The 19,036-nt window shown below is 72.3% G+C and carries 13 protein-coding genes; 6 read left to right on the forward strand and 7 right to left on the reverse strand.

Annotated elements, in window-relative coordinates:
- Positions 1 to 147 precede the first annotated feature (147 nt).
- Positions 148 to 540, forward strand: a complete 393-nt coding sequence (locus ACGF3C_RS17795; protein WP_357199590.1) for a PH domain-containing protein — start codon at positions 148 to 150, stop codon at positions 538 to 540.
- On the opposite strand, the gene ACGF3C_RS17800 is transcribed toward ACGF3C_RS17795, so the two are convergent.
- Complete coding sequence (locus ACGF3C_RS17800; RefSeq protein WP_393223103.1) at positions 534 to 1,460, reverse strand: 2-hydroxyacid dehydrogenase; 927 nt, start codon at positions 1,458 to 1,460, stop codon at positions 534 to 536. The two genes, ACGF3C_RS17795 and ACGF3C_RS17800, sit on opposite strands and share 7 nt — an antisense overlap.
- Positions 1,461 to 1,645: 185 nt before the next feature.
- Between ACGF3C_RS17800 and ACGF3C_RS17805 the strand changes: the two genes are divergently transcribed.
- From ACGF3C_RS17805 to ACGF3C_RS17815, 3 genes are all read left to right on the forward strand, one after another.
- Positions 1,646 to 3,463, forward strand: coding sequence for a SpoIIE family protein phosphatase (locus ACGF3C_RS17805; RefSeq protein WP_393223106.1), 1,818 nt, complete (start codon positions 1,646 to 1,648; stop codon positions 3,461 to 3,463).
- Between the two features lie 92 nt (positions 3,464 to 3,555).
- Positions 3,556 to 4,728: a PQQ-dependent sugar dehydrogenase gene (locus tag ACGF3C_RS17810; protein ID WP_393223109.1), complete on the forward strand. Its 1,173-nt coding sequence runs from the start codon at positions 3,556 to 3,558 to the stop codon at positions 4,726 to 4,728.
- A gap of 60 nt (positions 4,729 to 4,788) precedes the next feature.
- Positions 4,789 to 6,399, forward strand: coding sequence for a metallophosphoesterase (locus tag ACGF3C_RS17815; protein WP_393223112.1), 1,611 nt, complete (start codon positions 4,789 to 4,791; stop codon positions 6,397 to 6,399).
- Between the two features lie 33 nt (positions 6,400 to 6,432).
- Here the strand turns inward: ACGF3C_RS17815 and ACGF3C_RS17820 are convergent, their stop codons facing one another.
- Together ACGF3C_RS17820 and gatB are read right to left on the reverse strand one after the other, a co-directional pair.
- A complete protein-coding gene (locus ACGF3C_RS17820) occupies positions 6,433 to 8,790 on the reverse strand; it encodes a pyruvate dehydrogenase (RefSeq protein ID WP_357221568.1) in 2,358 nt (785 codons plus the stop codon).
- A gap of 124 nt (positions 8,791 to 8,914) precedes the next feature.
- Positions 8,915 to 10,414: an Asp-tRNA(Asn)/Glu-tRNA(Gln) amidotransferase subunit GatB gene (gene gatB / locus ACGF3C_RS17825; RefSeq protein ID WP_357221565.1), complete on the reverse strand. Its 1,500-nt coding sequence runs from the start codon at positions 10,412 to 10,414 to the stop codon at positions 8,915 to 8,917.
- 120 nt (positions 10,415 to 10,534) lie between these two features.
- On the opposite strand from gatB, the gene ACGF3C_RS17830 reads away from it, so the two are divergent.
- Positions 10,535 to 11,134 (forward strand): hypothetical protein, encoded by a 600-nt coding sequence (locus ACGF3C_RS17830; RefSeq protein WP_393223116.1) that lies wholly within the window; start codon positions 10,535 to 10,537, stop codon positions 11,132 to 11,134.
- A 36-nt stretch (positions 11,135 to 11,170) separates the two neighbouring features.
- Here the strand turns inward: ACGF3C_RS17830 and gatA are convergent, their stop codons facing one another.
- From gatA to ligA, 4 genes are all read right to left on the reverse strand, one after another.
- Positions 11,171 to 12,646, reverse strand: a complete 1,476-nt coding sequence (gatA, locus tag ACGF3C_RS17835; RefSeq protein WP_124859764.1) for an Asp-tRNA(Asn)/Glu-tRNA(Gln) amidotransferase subunit GatA — start codon at positions 12,644 to 12,646, stop codon at positions 11,171 to 11,173.
- Between the two features lie 23 nt (positions 12,647 to 12,669).
- A complete protein-coding gene (gene gatC, locus ACGF3C_RS17840; protein WP_354889995.1) occupies positions 12,670 to 12,975 on the reverse strand; it encodes an Asp-tRNA(Asn)/Glu-tRNA(Gln) amidotransferase subunit GatC in 306 nt (101 codons plus the stop codon).
- A gap of 145 nt (positions 12,976 to 13,120) precedes the next feature.
- A complete protein-coding gene (locus tag ACGF3C_RS17845) occupies positions 13,121 to 15,781 on the reverse strand; it encodes a putative bifunctional diguanylate cyclase/phosphodiesterase (protein WP_393223121.1) in 2,661 nt (886 codons plus the stop codon).
- A 157-nt stretch (positions 15,782 to 15,938) separates the two neighbouring features.
- Positions 15,939 to 18,074 (reverse strand): NAD-dependent DNA ligase LigA, encoded by a 2,136-nt coding sequence (gene ligA / locus ACGF3C_RS17850; protein WP_393223124.1) that lies wholly within the window; start codon positions 18,072 to 18,074, stop codon positions 15,939 to 15,941.
- 332 nt (positions 18,075 to 18,406) lie between these two features.
- Between ligA and ACGF3C_RS17855 the strand changes: the two genes are divergently transcribed.
- Positions 18,407 to 18,979: a type II toxin-antitoxin system PemK/MazF family toxin gene (locus tag ACGF3C_RS17855; protein ID WP_393223127.1), complete on the forward strand. Its 573-nt coding sequence runs from the start codon at positions 18,407 to 18,409 to the stop codon at positions 18,977 to 18,979.
- The last annotated feature ends 57 nt before the right edge of the window (positions 18,980 to 19,036 follow it).

The raw sequence follows: 19,036 nt of genomic DNA on the forward strand, positions 1-19,036 counted from the left end.
ACCCACGATTGGCAACGATGGACGGCCGAATTGGTTACTTGCCGGTCACTCAGGGGAGACAACGACCTGTGTCACTGTACGGCGTACCGCACGCTGCCGGCACCGCCCGCCGCGAGCCGAAACAACCCGGAGTGGGATCATCGGAGGGTGAGTAAGCCCGACACGGTCCGCTTCCGGTACAACCAAGCCATCCTGGTGGCCGCGATCATCGCCTTCGTCGGCGCCCTGCCGCTGGCCAACGCCCGGGACTACCTGCTGCCGGTGCTGCTCGTCCCGCTCGCCGTCGCGGTGTGGGCCTGGCGGGCCGGCACCGACGCCGACGCGCGGGAGCTGCGCATCCGGGCGCTGGTCGGGCAGCGTCGGATCGACTGGAACCAGGTCCTCGAGCTGACCACCGACCAGCGCGGGCGCGCGGTGGCCCGGCTCGACGACGGCCACCAGGTCACCCTGCCGGCCGTCCGAGGAGCGGATCTGCCCCGACTGGTCGCGGCGACCGGCCAAACGCTGCCGGACGCTGCGGCGGAAACCCCCGGTCAGTAGCCGTCGACCACCGTGTTGATCAGCGGTTGCCCGGCGGCGAACCGGCGGACCTGATCGCCCACCAGTCGGTAGGCCCGTGGCAACAACCCGCGCACCGATCCGCCGACGTGCGGGGTGAGAAGCACGTTCGGCATGACCCAGAGCGGCGAGTCGGCGGGCAGCGGCTCCGGGTCGGTGACGTCCAACGCCGCCGAGATCCGACCGGTCCCCAGCTCGGCGACGAGCGCCTCGGTGTGCGCCACCGGGCCCCGGGCAGCGTTGACCAGCAGCGCCCCATCGGGCATCGCGGCCAGGAACTTCTCGTCGATCAGGCCACGGGTCTGGTCGGTGAGCGGCACGATCACCACCACCACGTCCGCGTCGGGCAGCAGCCGGGGCAGCTCCTCGACGGCGTGCACCCCCTGCTCCGGGCGGGCCGACCTGGCGACAAGGGTGAAGCTCACGTCGAACGGGGCGAGCCGGTCGCGCACGGCCGAGCCGATCGAGCCGGCCCCGACGATGAGCACACGCTTGCCGGTCAGCTCGTCGGTCGGGGTGTTCTCCGCGAACGTCCAGCGCCGCTCGGCCTGCGCCCGAACGAACGCCGGGAACGCCCGCAGCTGGGTGAGGATCGCGGTGACGACCCACTCGGCGGTGGACGGGTCGTGCACACCCCGAGCATCGCAGAGCGTCACCGCCGGCGGTGTCCGGCCGGCCCAGGCGTCCGCCCCGGCGGAGAGCAACTGCACCACCGCCAGGTCGGGCAGCTCCCGCAGCACCGCCGTCCCGTCCGAGCCACCCAGGAACGGCGGCACCCAGAAGCGGACGTCGGCCGGATCGGACGGCATCCGGTCGGTGTGCTCGAAGACCTCCACCGTCACGTCCGCGGGCAGCTCGCCCAGGAGGTTCAGGCCGGCCTGGTGCGGAATCCATACCTTCACGTCCGCCGACGATAGTCCCCGACGCGGCGACCGGTGCGGGCACGGCGGCGAACGGGTGTCCCGGACTGTGGCGGACGAGGCCGGGACGGGCGAGACTCAGCACACCGATGTTCGGCACGAGCCCGTGCGAGGTATAAGAGAGGGTCGGAGGGCCGGTCCGCCTCCGCCCGGCAGACAGGTGCACGATGACCGACGGCTCCCCCGCCACCAACCGGCGTTCGATCGCCCCACCCGAGGCGCTCGGCGATCCGGAACGGTTGCGCGCGCTCGCCGACACCGGGCTGGACGCCACCCCGGACGTGGCGTTCGACAGGTTCGCCCGGCTGGTCAGCGACCTGCTGGACGTGCCTGTCGCGTTGGTCTCCCTGGTCTCCGCCGACCGGCAGTTCTTTCCGGGCGCTGTCGGGTTGCCCGAGCCCTGGTCGCAGCGGCGGCAGACTCCGTTGAGCCACTCGTTCTGCCAGCACGTGGTCGACATCGAGGCGCCGATGGTGCTGCCGGACGCCCGGCTCTACCCCCGTGTCCGGGACAACCTGGCCATCGACGACCTCGGCGTGGTCGCGTACGCGGGAATGCCGCTGACCGACCTGTCCGGCCGGGTGCTCGGCTCGCTCTGTGCCATCGACAGCAAGCCCCGCGCCTGGACGGCAGCGCAGCTGCGGACCCTGGCCGACCTTGCCGCAGCCTGCTCGTCGGAGCTGCGGCTGCGGATCGCGCTCGACGGCGCACAGGAGGCGCAGCGGCGGGCCGTGCAGGCACACGAGCGGCTGGAGCTGCTGGCCGGGGTGAGCGAGACGTTGGCCGGCACCCTGGACGTGGGCATCGCGCTGCGCCGGCTCGCCGCCACCATGGTGCCGCTGCTCGCCGACTGGTGCCTGCTCACCCTGATCGGGCCGACCGGCCTGCCCCGCGAGGTGGTCTCGGTGCACCGGGACCCGGCCCGCACCGCGGACGTCGACCGGTTCGGCGAGCTGCTGCGCGGCGGGTTGAGCCCCGAGTCGGTCATCCGGGCGGTGCTCCGGACCGGCCAGCCCCGGCTCGGCAGCGTGGCGTCCCTGGCCGACGTCACGAGGGGCACCACCAACCCGGAGATGACACTGATCGCACAGCGCCTGGGCATCGCCTCCTACCTGAGCGTGCCGGTGCGGGCCGCCAGCGGCACGGTGCTGGGGGCGATCACGCTCGTCAACGGCGGCAAGCGTCAGCCGTTCGACGACCGCGACCTGCTCACCGCAGTCGACATCGGCCGCCGGGCCGGCCAGGCCGTCGGCAACAGCTCGATGTACGGCGAGCAGCGGCACGTCGCCGAGGTGCTGCAACACAGCATGCTGCCCCGGCTGCCGGTGGTGGCGGAGCTGGAGCTGGCGGCCCGCTACCAGCCGGCGGCCGACCGGGTGGAGGTGGGCGGTGACTGGTACGACGCCTTCGTGCAGCCCGACGGCGACGTGATCGCGGCGATCGGGGACGTGGCCGGGCACGACATCGAGGCCGCAGCGACAATGGGCCAGCTGCGCAACCTGGTGCGGGGCGACGCCTTCGGCCGGCCGGACGCGGTCGGGGCACTGATGAGCAACCTGGACAGCGCCATCCGTGGCCTGCGGCTGCCGATCGCCGCCACCGCGACTCTGGTGCGGATCTGTCCGCAGCGTGCCGGTGTGCACGAGATGACCTGGTCCAACGCTGGGCACCCGCCGGCCCTGGTGGTCCGCTTCGGCGGGGCGGTCGAGGTCCTCCAGGGCACACCGGAGCCGCTGCTCGGCCTGGCCCGTCCGTCGCCGCGGAGCAGCCACAGCACCAGCCTGGCCACCGGCGACACCCTGCTGCTCTACACCGACGGGCTGATCGAACGGCGGGACCGCTCGATCGACGAGGGGTTGGCCGAGTTGGCGGGCCGGCTGTCCGACACCGACAAGCTGCCCCTCGACGACCTGTGCGACCTGCTGCTCGCCTCGATCCAGCACCGTGAGGACGACACCGCGCTGCTGGCCCTGCGGGCTCGGTGAGTGGCCCACCGGGGCTCATCGGGCGGGTCCATCGGCATCCGTTGCATCTCGACGGGCCCGGCCGGGTCGTGCGGCGGGCTACGCTGGGCCGGGTGAGCGCCCGTCCCCCGTACCCTCGCATCCGCCGCCTCCGGGTGGCCCTCGCGGCGTCCTGCGCGACGCTGCTGTTCACCGCCGGTTGTAGTTTCGGTGAGCCGGAGCCCGACCCGGCCGGCGAACCGCCCAACCTGCCCACCCCGTCCGCCTCGGCGGGCCCCGGTGGCGCCGGCCAGCAGGCGGTGGCGACGGTGCTCGCCAAGGGGCTGCGGGTGCCGTGGGCGATCGCCTTCCTCCCGGACGGCGGCGCGCTGGTCACCGAACGGGACAACGGCCGGATCCTCCAGGTCGGGCCCGAGTCCGGGCCGGACGGGCTGCGGGTCCGCCCGGTGCAGACGATCCCCGACGTGGCCGCGGCGGGCGAGGGTGGCCTGCTCGGCATCGCCGTCTCCCCCGACTACGCCCGGGACCGGACGGTGTTCGTCTACTACACCGCCGAACGGGACAACCGGGTCGCCCGACTGCAACTCGGCGGGCAGCCCACCCCGATCCTCACCGGCATCCCCAAAGCCAATGTGCACAACGGCGGAGGGCTCGGCTTCGGCCCGGACAAGCAGCTCTACGTCAGCACCGGTGACGCCGGCCAGCGCCCCCTCTCGCAGGACGTGAAGAGCCTCGGCGGCAAGATCCTGCGAATCACCCCGGACGGGAAGCCCGCCGCCGGCAACCCGTACCCCAACTCCCCGGTCTGGTCCCTGGGGCACCGCAACGTCCAGGGTTTCGCCTGGGACGCCGCGAAGCGGATGTACGCCGTCGAGTTCGGCCAGAACACCTGGGACGAGATCAACCAGATCAACAAGGGCGGCAACTACGGCTGGCCGGAGGTCGAGGGCCAGGCCGGCGACAAGCGGTTCACCGACCCGATCGTGCAGTGGGCGACGTCGGACGCGTCCTGCTCCGGTCTGGCCGCCACGGACCGACTGCTGGTCACCGGCTGTCTGCGCGGCAAGCGCCTCTGGGTGATGGAGCTGACCGACACCGGCACCCTGCTCGGAAAGCCCAGTGAGCTGCTCACCAACCGCTACGGTCGGCTGCGTGCGGTGGCCGCGGCACCGGACGGGTCGCTCTGGGTGAGCACCTCCAACCACGACGGCCGGGGCGACCCGGCGGGCGACGACGACCGGCTCCTGCGGGTGGTCTTCGCGGGTGGTGACGGCGGACGCAGCTGATTGCGTCACCATCCGTTCAGGTTTGCCAAGATCTTCCGACGGGCAGGTCAGACTCTCAGCATGGACGGGCAACGCGACGAGCGGCACGACGACGCCGATGACCGGGACGACCCGGTGACCGGCGACGATCGGCCGCGCCCTACCGGTTGGTGGGTCGGCGCGGTCGGCCCGCTGCGCCGCCTCGGGCTGATCGTCGCCGTCCTCGCCGTGGCGCTGGCCGGGGCGGTGCTCGGGGTGCTCGCCGGTGGCCAGGTGAGCACCGACATCGGCCCGTTCCGGGCCAATCTCAGCATCTCCCCCGCCCGGGACGGCGGCACCACCGTCGACATCCCGCCGCTCGGCGCGCTGCTGCTCGACAGCCACGACGGGCCGACCCATCTCACCGTCCGGCTGGGCGCCCTCGACCAGGGGCGCACCGAGGCGCTGATCGACGATCCCGCCAGCATCAGCCGGGCCAGCCAGAGCGCGGTGGAGGACGTCCGCTCCGGGGTGATGCGCCTCGGTCTGCGTACCCTCGGCGCGTCGGTGCTCGTCACGTTGATCCTGGCCGGGCTGATCTTCCGCGACGTCCGGCGGACCGCCTGGGCGGGAGGGTTGGCGCTGCTGGTCACCGCCAGCAGCCTCGGCACGGCGGCGGCCACCCTTCGCCCGCAGGCCATCGAGGAACCGCGCTACGAGGGGCTGCTGGTCAACGCGCCGGCCATCGTCGGTGACGCCCGCCGGATCGCCAACGACTACACCAAGTACGCGGAGCAGTTGCAGCGCCTGGTCGGCAACGTCAGCCAGCTCTACACCACTGTGTCGGCGCTTCCGCTGTTGGAGCCGACCCCGGGCACCACCCGGGTGCTGCACGTCTCCGACATGCACCTCAACCCGACCGGCTGGCAGCTGATCCGGACGGTCGTGGAGCAGTTCGGCATCGACGTGGTGATCGACACCGGGGACATCACCGACTGGGGCAGCGAACCGGAAGCCTCCTTCGTGGCCTCGATCGGCCTGCTGAAGAAGCCGTACGTCTTCATCCGGGGCAACCACGACTCCGGCAAGACCGCCGCCGCGGTGGCCCGTCAGCCGAACGCGATCGTGCTGAACAACACGACGACGACCGTCGCCGGGCTGACCATCGCCGGCATCGGCGACCCGCGCTTCACCCCGGACAAGAACACCTCCCCGGCCGGCAGCGGGTTGACCCAGCAGGTGGCCGACCAGGTGATCGGAGCGGGCAACCAGCTCGCCGCGACGGTCCGCAGCTCACCGCGACCGGTCAACATCGCGCTGGTGCACGACCCCGCGTCGGCCGGGCCGCTCGCCGGCACGTGCCCGTTGGTGCTGGCCGGGCACACCCACTCCCGGCAGGTCTCCGAGCTGCCGCAGGCGCCCGGGCAGCAGCCCACCACGCTGATGGTGGAGGGCTCCACCGGCGGCGCCGGGCTGCGTGGCCTGGAGGGCGAGAAGCCCACCCCGCTGTCGATGAGCGTGCTCTACTTCGACCAGCAGAAGCTGCTCCAGGCGTACGACACCATCACCGTCGGCGGCACCGGGCAGGCCCAGGTCAACCTGGAACGACGCCTGGTGGAGAACCCGACCGCCGGCGTCCCCGCCACACCCACGCCCACACCGACGCTGAGCGGCGGCGTCCCCGCCACACCCACGCCCACCCCGACCGGCTGAGCCGACGCCGACGCCCGCCAGCGGGCCGGCCGGTCAGCGCAGGGCGATGGCGGCCAGGGCGGCGTTGACGATGCTGCCGGGCAGCAGGTCGTGCAGTTCGTACAGCTCGGCGACGCTGCCGGACTGGCCGAACTCGTCCACACCGAGTGGCACCGCCGGTGCGCCGACCGCCGAACCGAGCCAGGCCATCGCGTGCGACGCGGCGTCGTGCACCGACACCACCGGCACCCGATCGGCGAACGCGGACCGCAACGCGCCCGGCACGCTGGGCACCGTGGCCGTCCGCACGCCCTGGCGAAGGGTGCGCTGCCAGGCCCGGTAGAGCCGGTCCAGCGAGGTCACGTCCACCACGTGCGCGGCGACGCCCTCGTCGGCCAGCTCCGCAGCGGCGGCCAGCACCTCGGGCAGCACCGCGCCGGAGGCGGCCAGCTGCACCACCGGGGCGTCGACCAGGTGCGGGTACGCCTGGTGCGCGTCGACCAGCCGGTACGCCCCGGCGACGACCTGCCGGCGCAGCACCGCGTCGCCGAGCCGCGCCCGGGCCGCCTCGAACGGCGTCTGGTCCAGTGGTCGGGTGCTCAACCGGAAGTAGTACGCGCCGTCCTCGGCAGGTGCGGCGGTGGCGGCCGGCGCCGACCCACCGGCGATCTGACCGAGCGCGTCGCAGAGCAGCCAGTCGAGGGTGGCCGCGTACGCCGGCTCGATGAAGGTCACCCCGGGCAGCTCCAGGCCGACCGACGCGGTGATCGTGGACTGGTGGGCGCCGCCCTCCGGGGCGAGGGTGATGCCGGACGGCGTGCCGGCCACCACGAACCGCGAGCCGGAGTACGTGCCGTACAGGAACGCGTCCAGGCCGCGCAGCACGAACGGGTCGTAGACGGTGCCCACCGGTAGCAGCGGCTGCCCGGACAGGTCCCAGGACAGCCCGAGCTGACCGAGCAGCAGGAACAGGTTCATCTCCGAGATGCCCAGCTCGATGTGCTGCCCAGCGGGGCTCTCGGTCCAGCGCAGCATCCGGTCCTCGGTCCAGGAACGCTGCTCGGTGGGGGCGAACACCCCGGTCTTGTTGATGAACCCGGCGAGGTTGGTGGAGGTTGCCACGTCCGGGGCTGTGGTGACCAGGTAGCGGCCCACCTCCCGGTCGCGCGCCAGGTCCACCAGCACCCGACCGAAAACCTCCTGGGTGGAGATCGGCTTGGTTGCGCGTACTCCTGTGCTTTCCGGGACGGTGACCCCCAGCGCACGCTCGCGCGGCGCACGGGACAGCGCCTCCCGGCGGGCGCCGGCCTGGATCCCGGCGGGTGACGCCGGGTCGAGGCGGTCCCACTCGGTCTCGGCGGTCAACCCCTGCGCTGCGCGCAGCGTGTCGACCTGCTCCGAGCTGAGCAACGCGGAATGGTTGCGCGGGTTGCCGGCGATGGGCAACCCCCAACCCTTCACCGTGTACGCGAAGACGACGCTGGGCCGGTCGGTGACCGCGTCGCACTGGGCGTACGCGTCGAGCATCGCCTGAAGGTCGTGCCCGCCCAGGTCGGTGACGAGCGGGCCGAGGTCCTCGTCGTCGATGCCGGCGATCAGCTCGGCGATCCCGGTCGGCGCGCCGTCCAGGAACTGCTTGCGCAACGCCGGACCGGCCAGCCCGAACAGCGACTGGTACTGCTCGTTCGGCATCGCGTCGATCCAGTCGCGCAGCGCCTCACCGCCCGGCCGGGCGTACGCCTCGGCGAGCTTACGGCCGTACTTGACCTCCACAACGTGCCAGCCGGCCGCCTCGAACTGGCCCCGCCACTGGTTGATCCGGATGCCGGGGACCACCCGGTCCAGCGACTGGCGGTTGAAGTCGACGAGCCACATGACGTTGCCCAGCCCGGTGGTCGCCGGGTCGGCCACCGCCTCCCAGATGTTTCCCTCGTCCAGCTCGGCGTCGCCGATCAGCGCCACGAACCGGGAGTGCGGGCGGGCCCCGAAGTGCGCGTCGACGTACCGCCGGGTGGCGGCGGCGAAGAGCGGCGCGGCAGCGCCCAGGCCGACCGACCCGGTGGAGAAGTCCACAGCGTCCGGGTCCTTGGTGCGCGACGGGTAGGACTGGAGGCCGCCGCGGGCCCGCAGCCGGGGCAGGTAGGAGCGGTCCAGGTTGCCGAGCAGGTACTGGATGGCGTGGAACACCGGAGACGCGTGCGGCTTCACGGCGACCCGGTCCTCGGCGTCCAGGTGCGCGAACCAGAGCGCTGTCATCGCCGTGACCAGCGAGGCGCTGGACGCCTGATGGCCGCCGACCTTCACACCGTCGCCGGTGGCCCGGTCATGATTGGCGGCGTCCACGATCCGGGTGGCGAGCCAGAGCACCCGCCGCTGGATCTCGTCGAGGACATCGAGGTCATGCTGGGTCACTGTGGCTCCATCCAGGCGTCGCCGTTGACGCCCTCGCGAGGGGTGCGGGGTGGCCGCTCAGTCGGCAGGGGGTGGCGGAAGGCCGCCGCCGGGTCACGGCGGCGGCCTCCTCCGGGCGGGTCTCTCAGCCCTGGACGCCGAGGCGCTCCAGGATCAGCTCACGCAGCGTCTTCGCGTCGGCCTGACCACGGGTGGTCTTCATGACCGCGCCGACCAGCGCGCCGACCGCCGCGACCTTGCCGCTGCGGATCTTGTCGGCGATGCCGGGGTTCGCGGCGATCGCCTCGTCAACGGCGGCGGTGAGCGCGCCCGTGTCCGACACGACCTCCAGGCCCCGGCTGGTCATGATCTCGGTGGGCGAACCCTCACCGTCGACCACGCCCTCCAACACCGTGCGGGCCATCTTGTCGTTCAGCTTGCCGGCGTCGACCAGACCCTGAAGCTCGGCGACCTGCGCGGGGGTGGCACCGATCTCGCCCAGCTCCACACCGCTCTCGTTGGCCCGGCGGGACAGCTCACCCAGCCACCACTTGCGGGCCGCCGCCGGGGTGGTGCCGGCAGCAACGGTGGCCTCGATCAGCTCGACCGCGCCAGCGTTCAACACCGACTGCATGTCCAGGTCCGAAAGGCCCCACTGCTCCTGGAGGCGACGCCGGTGCACCCGGGGCAGCTCCGGCAGAGCGGCCTTCAGCTCGGCGACCCAGGCCGGGTCCGGGGCGATCGGCACCAGATCCGGCTCGGGGAAGTACCGGTAGTCGGTGGCCGTCTCCTTCGAGCGACCCGGGGTGGTGTCACCGGTGTCCTCGTGGAAGTGACGCGTCTCCTGGGTGATCCGGCCGCCCGCGTCCAGCACCGACGCCTGCCGCAGCATCTCCGAACGGACCGCCCGCTCCACCGACCGCAGCGAGTTGACGTTCTTCGTCTCGGTGCGGGTGCCCCACTCCGCGCCCGGCAGGTTGAGCGAGGTGTTCACGTCGCACCGCAGCGAACCCTCCTCCATCCGCACGTCGGAGACGCCCAGGGTGCGGATCACGTCCCGCAACTCGGCGACGTACGCCTTGGCCACCTCGGGGGCGAGCGCACCGGTGCCCGTGATCGGCTTGGTGACGATCTCGACCAGCGGAATGCCGGCCCGGTTGTAGTCGACGAGCGACTCCGTCGCCCCGTGAATGCGGCCGGTGGCGCCGCCGACGTGCAGCGTCTTGCCGGTGTCCTCCTCGAGGTGCACCCGCTCGATCTCGATCCGCACCGTCTCGCCGCCCACCTCGACGTCCAGGTAACCGTCGACGCAGATCGGCTCGTCGTACTGGCTGATCTGGAAGTTCTTCGGCATGTCCGGGTAGAAGTAGTTCTTCCGGGCGAACCGGCACCACTCGGCGATCGAGCAGTTCAACGCCAGGCCGATCCGGATGATCGCCTCGATGGCCGCCTTGTTGGCCACCGGCAGCGACCCGGGCAGGCCCAGGCACACCGGGCAGACCCGGGTGTTCGGCTCGCCGCCGAAGTCGGTCGGGCAACCGCACCACATCTTGGTGTTCGTGCCCAGCTCGACGTGGGTCTCCAGGCCGATCACCGGTTCGAAGCGCGCAACGACCTCGTCGTACGCGGGCAGTGTCGTGGTCATGAGACGCTCCAGGCGCGATCCGGACAGAACCTGTCCAGCCTAATGGGGTTGTCCGATCAATCCTCGGGCGGGTTTCGTCACGGGCGCGTGGCGTCGTCGGCGGCGGGGTAGGGAACGGCGATGACGAATACGGGGAGAGAGTCAGGAGTGCAGGCCCGGCCGGTCATGGAGGCCCGGCGGCGCTCAAGCCGGATGACCAGGGCCGCGGTGGTGCTGTTGGCGGCCACCGTCCCCGCCACGTTCGCCATCGGGATGCTGATCTCCGACGGGAAACGGGATGCCGGCGACCCGCTGATCCGGCTGCTGCTCCTCCTGGTGACTGCGACGCTGGGCGTCGCAGTCATCCTGCTGATCAACGCATGGATGACGAGAAACTCTTCTGTGTCCGACGGCGCCGACCCGGCCAGCCGTCGGCGGGTGAAGGCGGCACTGCGCGACGGGTCGAGCACTGACCCGCAGATCGACGCACTGGCCCGCAAGGAGGCTGAGCGGCAGGTACGTCGACGGTGGGTGTTCTGGGCCCTCGGTGCTGTCCTGGCGTTGCAGATGCTGAACGCCATCAGCACCGACCGCACGTCCGCCCGCTGGACGTCCGGACTGGGCGCGGTGGTCTGGGCGGTGGTGCTCTACCAGCACTGGCGCACCACCCAACGGGCCCGCCGCTACCTCGCCGGTCCGCCAACCGCCGAAACACCCGAGGCGGGTCACGGACCGGCGTGAACCGCCCGTCCCGACCCGCCTCGGCCCCGTTCGTGCCTACAGCGCCGGCGGGGTGAACGTGCCGATCGCCGACTCCAACGCGGCGGCGACCCGGTACATCCGGTCGTCGGCCATCGTCGGGGCCATCACCTGCAGACCGACCGGCAGCCCCTCGGAGAGCCCACACGGCACCGAGATGCCCGGCCCGCCGTACAGGTTCGTCGGAATCGTGTAAAGGTCGGCCAGGTACATCTGGTACGGGTCGGCGGTCCGCGCACCCATCGGGAACGCCACCGACGGGGTGGTCGGCGAGATCAGCGCGTCGACCCGCTCGAACGCGGCAGTGAAGTCCCGGGTGATCAGGGTCCGGACCTTCTGCGCCTGCCCGTAGTACGCGTCGTAGTAACCCGACGACAGCGCGTACGTGCCGATCATGATGCGGCGCTTGACCTCCGGACCGAAGCCGGCCTCGCGGGTCAGCGACATGACCTCCTCCAGCGACCGGTTGCCGTCGTCGCCGACCCGCAGGCCGAACCGGACACCGTCGAACCGGGCCAGGTTGGAGGAACACTCGCTCGGGGCGATCAGGTAGTACGCCGGCAGGGCGTACGCGAACGTCGGGCAGGACACCTCGACGACCTCGGCACCCATCTTGGTCAGCGCGTCCACCGACTCACGGAACGCGGCCATCACGCCCGGCTCGGCACCCTCGCCCACGAACTCGCTCACGATGCCCAGCCGCACACCGGTCAGGTCACCCGTAGCGCCGAGCTTCGCCGCCGCCACCACGTCCGGCACCGGCTGCGGGATGGAGGTGGAGTCACGCGGGTCGTGCCCGCCGATCACCTGGTGCAGCAGGGCCGCGTCGAGCACGTTGCGGGCGCACGGGCCCGGAGTGTCCAGCGACGAGGAGAAGGCCACCAGCCCGTACCGGGACGTGCCGCCGTAGGTGGGCTTCGCGCCCACGGTGCCGGTGACCGCGCCGGGCTGACGGATCGAGCCGCCGGTGTCCGAGCCGATCGCCAGCGGCGCCTCGTACGCGGCCAACGCGGCAGCGCTGCCACCACCCGAACCACCGGGGATCCGGCTCAGGTCCCACGGGTTGTGCGTCGGGCCGTACGCCGAGTACTCGGTGGACGAGCCCATCGCGAACTCGTCCATGTTGGTCTTGCCGAGCATCACCGTGCCGGCCTCCCGCAGCCGCTGCACGATCGTCGCGTCGTACGGCGGGCGCCAGCCCTCCAGGATCTTCGACCCCACGGTGGTCGGAATGCCCCGGGTGGCGAGCACGTCCTTGACCGCGACCGGCACACCCGCTAGCGGGCCCAACTCCTCGCCGGCGGCCCGGCGCTCGTCCACCGCGCGGGCAGCGGCGAGCGCACCCTCGGTGTCGACATGCAGGAAGGCGTGCACCCGGTCGTCGACCGCGGCGATCCGATCCAGGTGCGCCTGGGTCACCTCGACTGCGGACGTCTCGCCCCCAGCTACCAGGGCCGCGATCTCCGTCGCGGTCATACCAATGAGATCGCTCATGCCGTCACTCCGCTGCCGCTCGCTCATGAGGCCACATCCTCGGTCAGGATCCGCGGTACGCGGAACCGCTGGTCCTCGGCGTCGGGCGCGCCCGACAGCGCTTCCTCCGGGGTCAGGCACGGCGTGACGACGTCCTCGCGGAAGACGTTTGTCAGCGGCACCGAGTGCGAGGTCGGCGGGATGTCCGCGGCGGCGACCTCGCCGACCTGGGCGACCGCCTGGAGGATCACGTCGAGCTGGCCGGCGAACGTGTCCAGCTCCTCCTCGGTGACGGCGAGCCGCGACAGGCGCGCCAGGTGCGCGACCTCCTCGCGGGAGATGGCGGCCATCCGTGCCCCCTTCTGAATTCCTGCTGGTCGGGCGGTGTGCCGGCCGCGCGACGGGTGGAGCGTGACACGCGGTGACCGGAGCGAGTCTATTGTTCCGCTCCGGTGCCGCGTCCCCGACTCCCCCTCCAGCGGCCCTCGCGCGGGGTCAACGGGTGGGGCGGCGAGCGGCATCCGGCTGCGGGTGCCCGCCGGTCGGGCGGACCGGCCGGTACCGGGTCAGCCAGATGACCAACTCCTCGGCCGGCATCGGCCGGGCGTAGAACCAGCCCTGCGCGGCGTCGCAGCCGGCGGCGTGCAGCATCCGCCAGGTCCGTTCGTCCTCGACACCCTCGGCCACCACGCGCAGCCCCAGCGCGCCGGCCAGCTCGATCATCGACCGGACGATCGCCGCGTCGTCGGTGTCGTCGGCCATACCGAGGACGAACGACCTGTCCACCTTCACCTCGGACAGCGGCAACCGGCGCAGGTGCTGGAGCGAGGAGTAGCCGGTGCCGAAGTCGTCGAGCGCGATGGCCACCCCGATCCGGTGCAGCCGGGAGATGGTGGCCAGCACCCGACGCGGGTCGGCCATCAACGCGCCCTCGGTGATCTCGACCTGAAGCCGCTCGGCCGGCACCCCGTAGCGGGCCAGCCGGTCGGCGATCTGGTCGGCGATCTCGCCGGTGTGCAGGTCACGGACGCTCACGTTCAGCGCCGCGCGCAGGCCGATGCCGGCCGCCGACCACTTGGCGAGCTGCTCCACCACGTCGTCGACGACACGACGGGTGAGCAGTCGCATCACGGCGCTCTGCTCGGCGACCCGAATCAGTTCCTCCGGGTCGACCATGCCCCGACGGGGGTGCCGCCACCGCAGCAGCGCCTCGACGCCGACCACCTCGCCGGTCGCGATGGCGATCTGCGGCTGGTAGTACATGGTGATTTCCCCGGCGTCGTCGGCCGGCTCCTCGTCCGCGTGTGCCCACCCGGTCGGTTCGAGCGGCTGCCCGGGTGTACCCGGCCCGACGTCCCGCCGCGCCCCGGTGCGACCCCTGCCCACCGCGCTCCCGTTCGGGGACCGCCGGCCGATCCCGCCCCCGGCGCGCCGCTCCCGAGCCGAGCCGGAACGGGTGCCGGCGACAGTGGCACGGGCGTTGCGGCCCCGGATCGGGTCGGCTCCGGTGGCGATCCGGTTGATCAGCTCATCGGAGTGCACCAGGTCGGCGTCGGTGTGCCGACGGCGGGCCCACCACCGGGCAGCTCCCGGCCGTGCTGTGGCGACCGCTGACGCCGGGTCCGCCGCTGGCGCGGACCGGTCCGACGCCGCGGTGGGCAGCGCGCCCTCGGCCGGCGCGCCGGTGGGCAGCGCCGCTCCGTCACCGCCGCGCACCTCCGCCGACGCGACAAGGGGTACGTCGGCAGTTCGCTCGGCGTCGCTCGGCCCGCTGTGCCGGCCGTTGCCGTCCGGCTGCGCGTCCTCCTCCTGGGCTGCCGCTTCGACCTCTGCCGGCAGCTCGGTCGACGGGCTGGCTTCCAGTACGCGCCGCAGGTCGGCGAGGAGGCCGAGTCGCTCGGCGGAGTTGTGGTCGGACTCCGGGGCGTACACGGCCACCGTGTCGTTGCGGTGCTTGGCGTCGTACATCGCCACGTCGGCGTGGCGCATCAGGGTGGCGAAGTCCTCGCCGTGCTCAGGGAAGAAGGCGATTCCGATCGACCCGCCCACGTCCAACGGCAGCCCGTCGAGCGGCACCGGCTCGGCCAACGCCTGAACCACCCGGTCGGCCAACTCCCGCGCCTGAGCGACGTCGGTCAGCCCGGTCATCACGATCGCGAACTCGTCACCGCCGAGCCGGGCGATCATCTGCGGTCGGGGCTGCATGTCGGTCAGCCGGGCGCTCACCTCGACCAGCAACCGGTCGCCCACGGCGTGGCCGAGGGCGTCGTTGACGTTCTTGAAGCGGTCCAGGTCGATCAGCAGGAGCGCGAGCTGCCCGTCGGGTTCGCCGCGGGCGGTCCGCTCGGCGTGCAGGTGCACCTGCTCGGCCACCTCGGCCAGCAGCGCCTTGCGGTTGGGCAGACCGGTCAGCGGGTCGGCGGCGGCGAGGTGCTGCTGTTCGTTGGTCAACCGCGCCATCCGGTAGACGGCGAAGAGCGGCACCAGCACCAGCGGAATCAACGCGGCGCTGACCCGCGCCGCCGCGACCAGCACCGGGGCGAGCAGCAGCAGCGAGCCGGTGGAGAGCAACTCGAAGCCGAGGCCCTGGCGGAGGGTGGGCCACCACCGGTCCCCGAAACGCAGCCGCACCGCCCAGCTGACCAACCCGTAGTTGACGACGAACCAGGCCAACGCGGCACCGCCGACGGCGGCCACGTCGGTCCAGTGCAAGCGCCCGCCGGAGAAGATGGTGCTGGAGCCGAGCTGAATCACCCCGTACGCGGCGGCGAGGGCACACGCGTACTGGCCGACGTTGAACGCCGTGCGCCACGCGGCGTGCCGCATCCGCCAACCCGAGACGACCACGCCCACCGCCTGCACCACCACCGCCGGGCCGAGACCCCAGCCGAGCAGGATCGCGAAGGTGAAGCAGGTGGACGGGAACACCGCCGACGTCTGCCGGCGCCCCGGCGGCACGAACGGGCGCGCGTCGCAGACCACAGCGAGCGCGGCCATCGTCCAGAACGCCACCGGCAGGTCGGGCAACTCGCCGGGGAGCGTCGCGAGTGGAACGGCGGCGGTCAGCGCGGCGACCGCCAGGATGCCGGCGACGAAGGCGGCGAACGGTGCGACCCGTCCCGCAGGAAGCGAGTTGCGTGGGTCGGCGACCTCCACCACACCTCCCGACCGACCATCGGCGTGCCGGTGCGCGCGCCGTGACCCAATGAAACGCCCTCGGCCCCCAGTTTCCCGGTATGACAGTCACGAATCGGTCGTAGTCGTAATTAAGTTGGTATACGCGGCCAGTCGCCGTGCCCAGCGACCGGCCGGGTCACTCCCCGAGCTGAGCGACCTCGCGCGCGGCCTCCGGGCCCGCCTCCAGCAGGAGCCGGAACCCGTCCTCGTCGAGCACCGGCACCTTGAGACTGACGGCCTTGTCGGCCTTCGACCCCGGGTTGTCCCCCACCACCACGAAGCTCGTCTTCTTGGAGACCGACCCGCTGACCTTGCCGCCCCGGCTCTGCACGGCCTCGGCGGCCTGGTCGCGCGAATAGCCGGCGAGGGTGCCGGTCACCACCACTGTCAACCCCTCCAGCGGGCGCGGCCCCTCGTCGACGGCCTCCTCCGCCATCCGTACGCCGGCCTCGGCCCACTTGCGGACGACCTCGCGGTGCCAGTCCACTGCGAACCATTCCCGGATGCTGGCGGCGATGGTCGGCCCGACACCGTCGACGGAGGACAACTCCTCCTCGGTGGCCGCGTCGATGGCGTCCATCGAGCGGAAGTGCCGGGCGAGCGCCTGGGCAGCGGTCGGGCCGACGTGCCGGATGGAGAGCGCCACCAGCACCCGCCACAGGTCCCGTTCCCGGGCGACAGCGAGATTGTCCAGCAACTTGGTGGCGTTGGTGCCCAGGCTGCCGTCCTTGTTGACGAAGAACGGCGACCGGGACAGCTGCTCGGCGTCGAGGTGGAAGAGGTCGCCCTCATCGCTGATGATCTCGGCGTCGAGCAGGGCGGCGGCGCCCTTGTAGCCGAGCACCTCGATGTCGAAGCCACCCCGACCGGCGAGGTGGAACACCCGCTCCCGCAACTGCGCCGGGCAGCTGCGGGTGTTGGGGCAACGGATGTCCACGTCGCCCTCCTTCGACGGCGCGAGCGGAGTGCCGCAGGCCGGGCAACTGGTCGGCATGACGAACGGCCGGGCATCGGCGGGCCGCAGGTCCACCACCGGGCCGAGCACCTCGGGGATCACGTCGCCGGCCTTGCGTAGCACCACCGTGTCGCCGATCAGCACCCCCTTGCGCTCCACCTCGCGGGCGTTGTGCAGGGTCGCGAGCGCGACCGTGGAACCGGCCACGCGCACCGGCTCGAGCACGGCGAACGGGGTGACCCGGCCGGTGCGCCCCACGTTGACGTCGATGTCGAGCAGCTTGGTGGTGACCTCCTCCGGCGGGTACTTGAAGGCGATCGCCCAGCGGGGGGCACGACTGGTTGACCCGAGCCGGCCCTGGATGGAGACCGGATCGACCTTGACCACCACGCCGTCGATCTCGTGCTCGACGTCGTGCCGGTGCTCGGCGTAATAGGCGATGAACTCCGCCACGCCGGCCAGATCCGGGACGACCCGCCACCGGTCGCTGGTCGGCAACCCCCACGACCTGAGTGCCGCGTACGACTCGGACTGCGCCGTGGGCTGGAACCCACGACGGGCGCCGATGCCGTGCACCACCAGGCGCAACGGCCGGGTGGCGGTGACCCGTGGATCCTTCTGGCGCAGGCTGCCGGCGGCGGCGTTGCGGGGGTTGGCGAAGGGCGCCCTGCCCTGCTCCACCAGACCCGCGTTGAGATCAGCGAACGCCGCGATCGGGAAGTAGATCTCGCCCCGGACCTCCACCAACTCGGGGACGTCCGGGAATTCGGCGGACGGGACGAGCTGGCCGGGCACGTCCCGAATGCTGCGCACGTTTGCCGTGACGTCCTCACCGGTGCGCCCGTCGCCCCGCGTGGCGGCCCGGACCAGCCGGCCGTTCTCGTAGGTCAGGTTGATCGCCAGGCCGTCGACCTTCAGCTCGCACAGGTAGGGCACCGGACCGCCCGCGTCCCGTTCGACCCGCTCGGCCCAGGCTGCCAACTCCTCGTCGGCGAAGGCGTTGTCGAGCGAGAGCATCCGTTCGGCATGGGTGACCGGGGTGAAGTCGGTGGAGAAGGTGCCACCCACCCGCTGGGTCGGCGAATCGGGCGTCCGCAGCGCCGGGAACTCCTCCTCCAGTGCCTCCAGCTCGCGCAACTGCCTGTCGAAATCGGCGTCGGGGATGGTCGGCGTGTCCAGCACGTAGTAGCGGTACTGGTGCTCGGTCAACTCCTGACTGAGCGCGGCGTGCCGTTCCCGGGCCTGCGGCGTCGGCTCAGCCCCGGCCGCCGCCTCCTGCGCCGGGCTGACCTGCTGACCGATCTGCTCCTCGGACACACCGCCACCTTCGGACACGCCTGCGACCTCCCTGATCACGCTACTCCGGCACCGTATCGGGCCGGTGGGACAATCCGCCGCCCACCCGCGCCCGAAGCGACCCCGCCCTCAGCCGCATCCGGTGATCCCGTGACGCTCGGTAGCCGTCGACCGGCCGTTCCAGCTACCGACCCATCGAGTGACGGCCGGCGCGGCGTCGTCGAGGTGTGCGTGCGGCGGGGCGGCTGCGGTGTGGTTGGCAGGCGGCACGGCCGCGGTGTGGTTGGCAGGCGGCACGGCCGCGGTGTGGTTGGCAGGCGGCACGGGCGGCGGCGTGCAAGGATCGCCGGACGGTGCGACCGGCGGGTCGCCGCAACGCGGAGGTACGGATGCGCGAGGCACTGCTCTGGGCGGTGGCGATCCTGCTGGCCGTGGCCGCCGGCTGGGCGTGGAACAGTTGGCGGCACCGGGTGGCCAACCGGCGTCCGGGCACCCGGCCGGATCGGGGCGACGCCGGTGGCCGTCGTTCCACCCCGCCGCGGCCCCGTGACGCCGAACGGCCCTCCACCAAACCCCGCTCGCGCGACACCGACCGGCACGGCGACGCCCCGGCGGCCGGCGAGATCTGGTGGGCCGACGTGCCATACGCCGACGGCACCGGGTCGAAGGTGCGCCCGTGCCTGGTCCTGCGTGCCGACTCCCGAGGCGCCGACGTTCTGAAGATCACCAGCCAGGACAAGAGCGACCGGGACGACCACGTGCGGATTCCGACCCGGGACTGGGACCCGGGCGCGGAGCACGACAGTTATCTCAGCCTCACCGAGCCGATCCGACTCAACTCGGCCGCCTTCGCCGACCATGCCGGCCGCTGCGACGCCGACCTGTGGCGGAAGGTCCGCAGCCTGCGCCACCTCCCCACCTCCTGACCACCCCTCGTGGCCGCCCGCCGGCCACCCTCGACCGCCTTCATGCCCGCCCGCCCG

The organism is Micromonospora sp. NPDC047762, from assembly GCF_043204655.1.
GTDB lineage: Bacteria > Actinomycetota > Actinomycetes > Mycobacteriales > Micromonosporaceae > Micromonospora.

Coding starts and splice junctions, on each gene's coding strand:
- ACGF3C_RS17805 (WP_393223106.1), top strand. CDS start 1,646: ATGACCGACGGCTCCCCCGCCACCAACCGGCGTTCGATCGCCCCACCC.
- ACGF3C_RS17815 (WP_393223112.1), top strand. CDS start 4,789: ATGGACGGGCAACGCGACGAGCGGCACGACGACGCCGATGACCGGGAC.
- gatB (WP_357221565.1), bottom strand. CDS start 10,414: ATGACCACGACACTGCCCGCGTACGACGAGGTCGTTGCGCGCTTCGAA.
- ACGF3C_RS17830 (WP_393223116.1), top strand. CDS start 10,535: ATGACGAATACGGGGAGAGAGTCAGGAGTGCAGGCCCGGCCGGTCATG.
- gatA (WP_124859764.1), bottom strand. CDS start 12,646: ATGAGCGATCTCATTGGTATGACCGCGACGGAGATCGCGGCCCTGGTA.
- gatC (WP_354889995.1), bottom strand. CDS start 12,975: ATGGCCGCCATCTCCCGCGAGGAGGTCGCGCACCTGGCGCGCCTGTCG.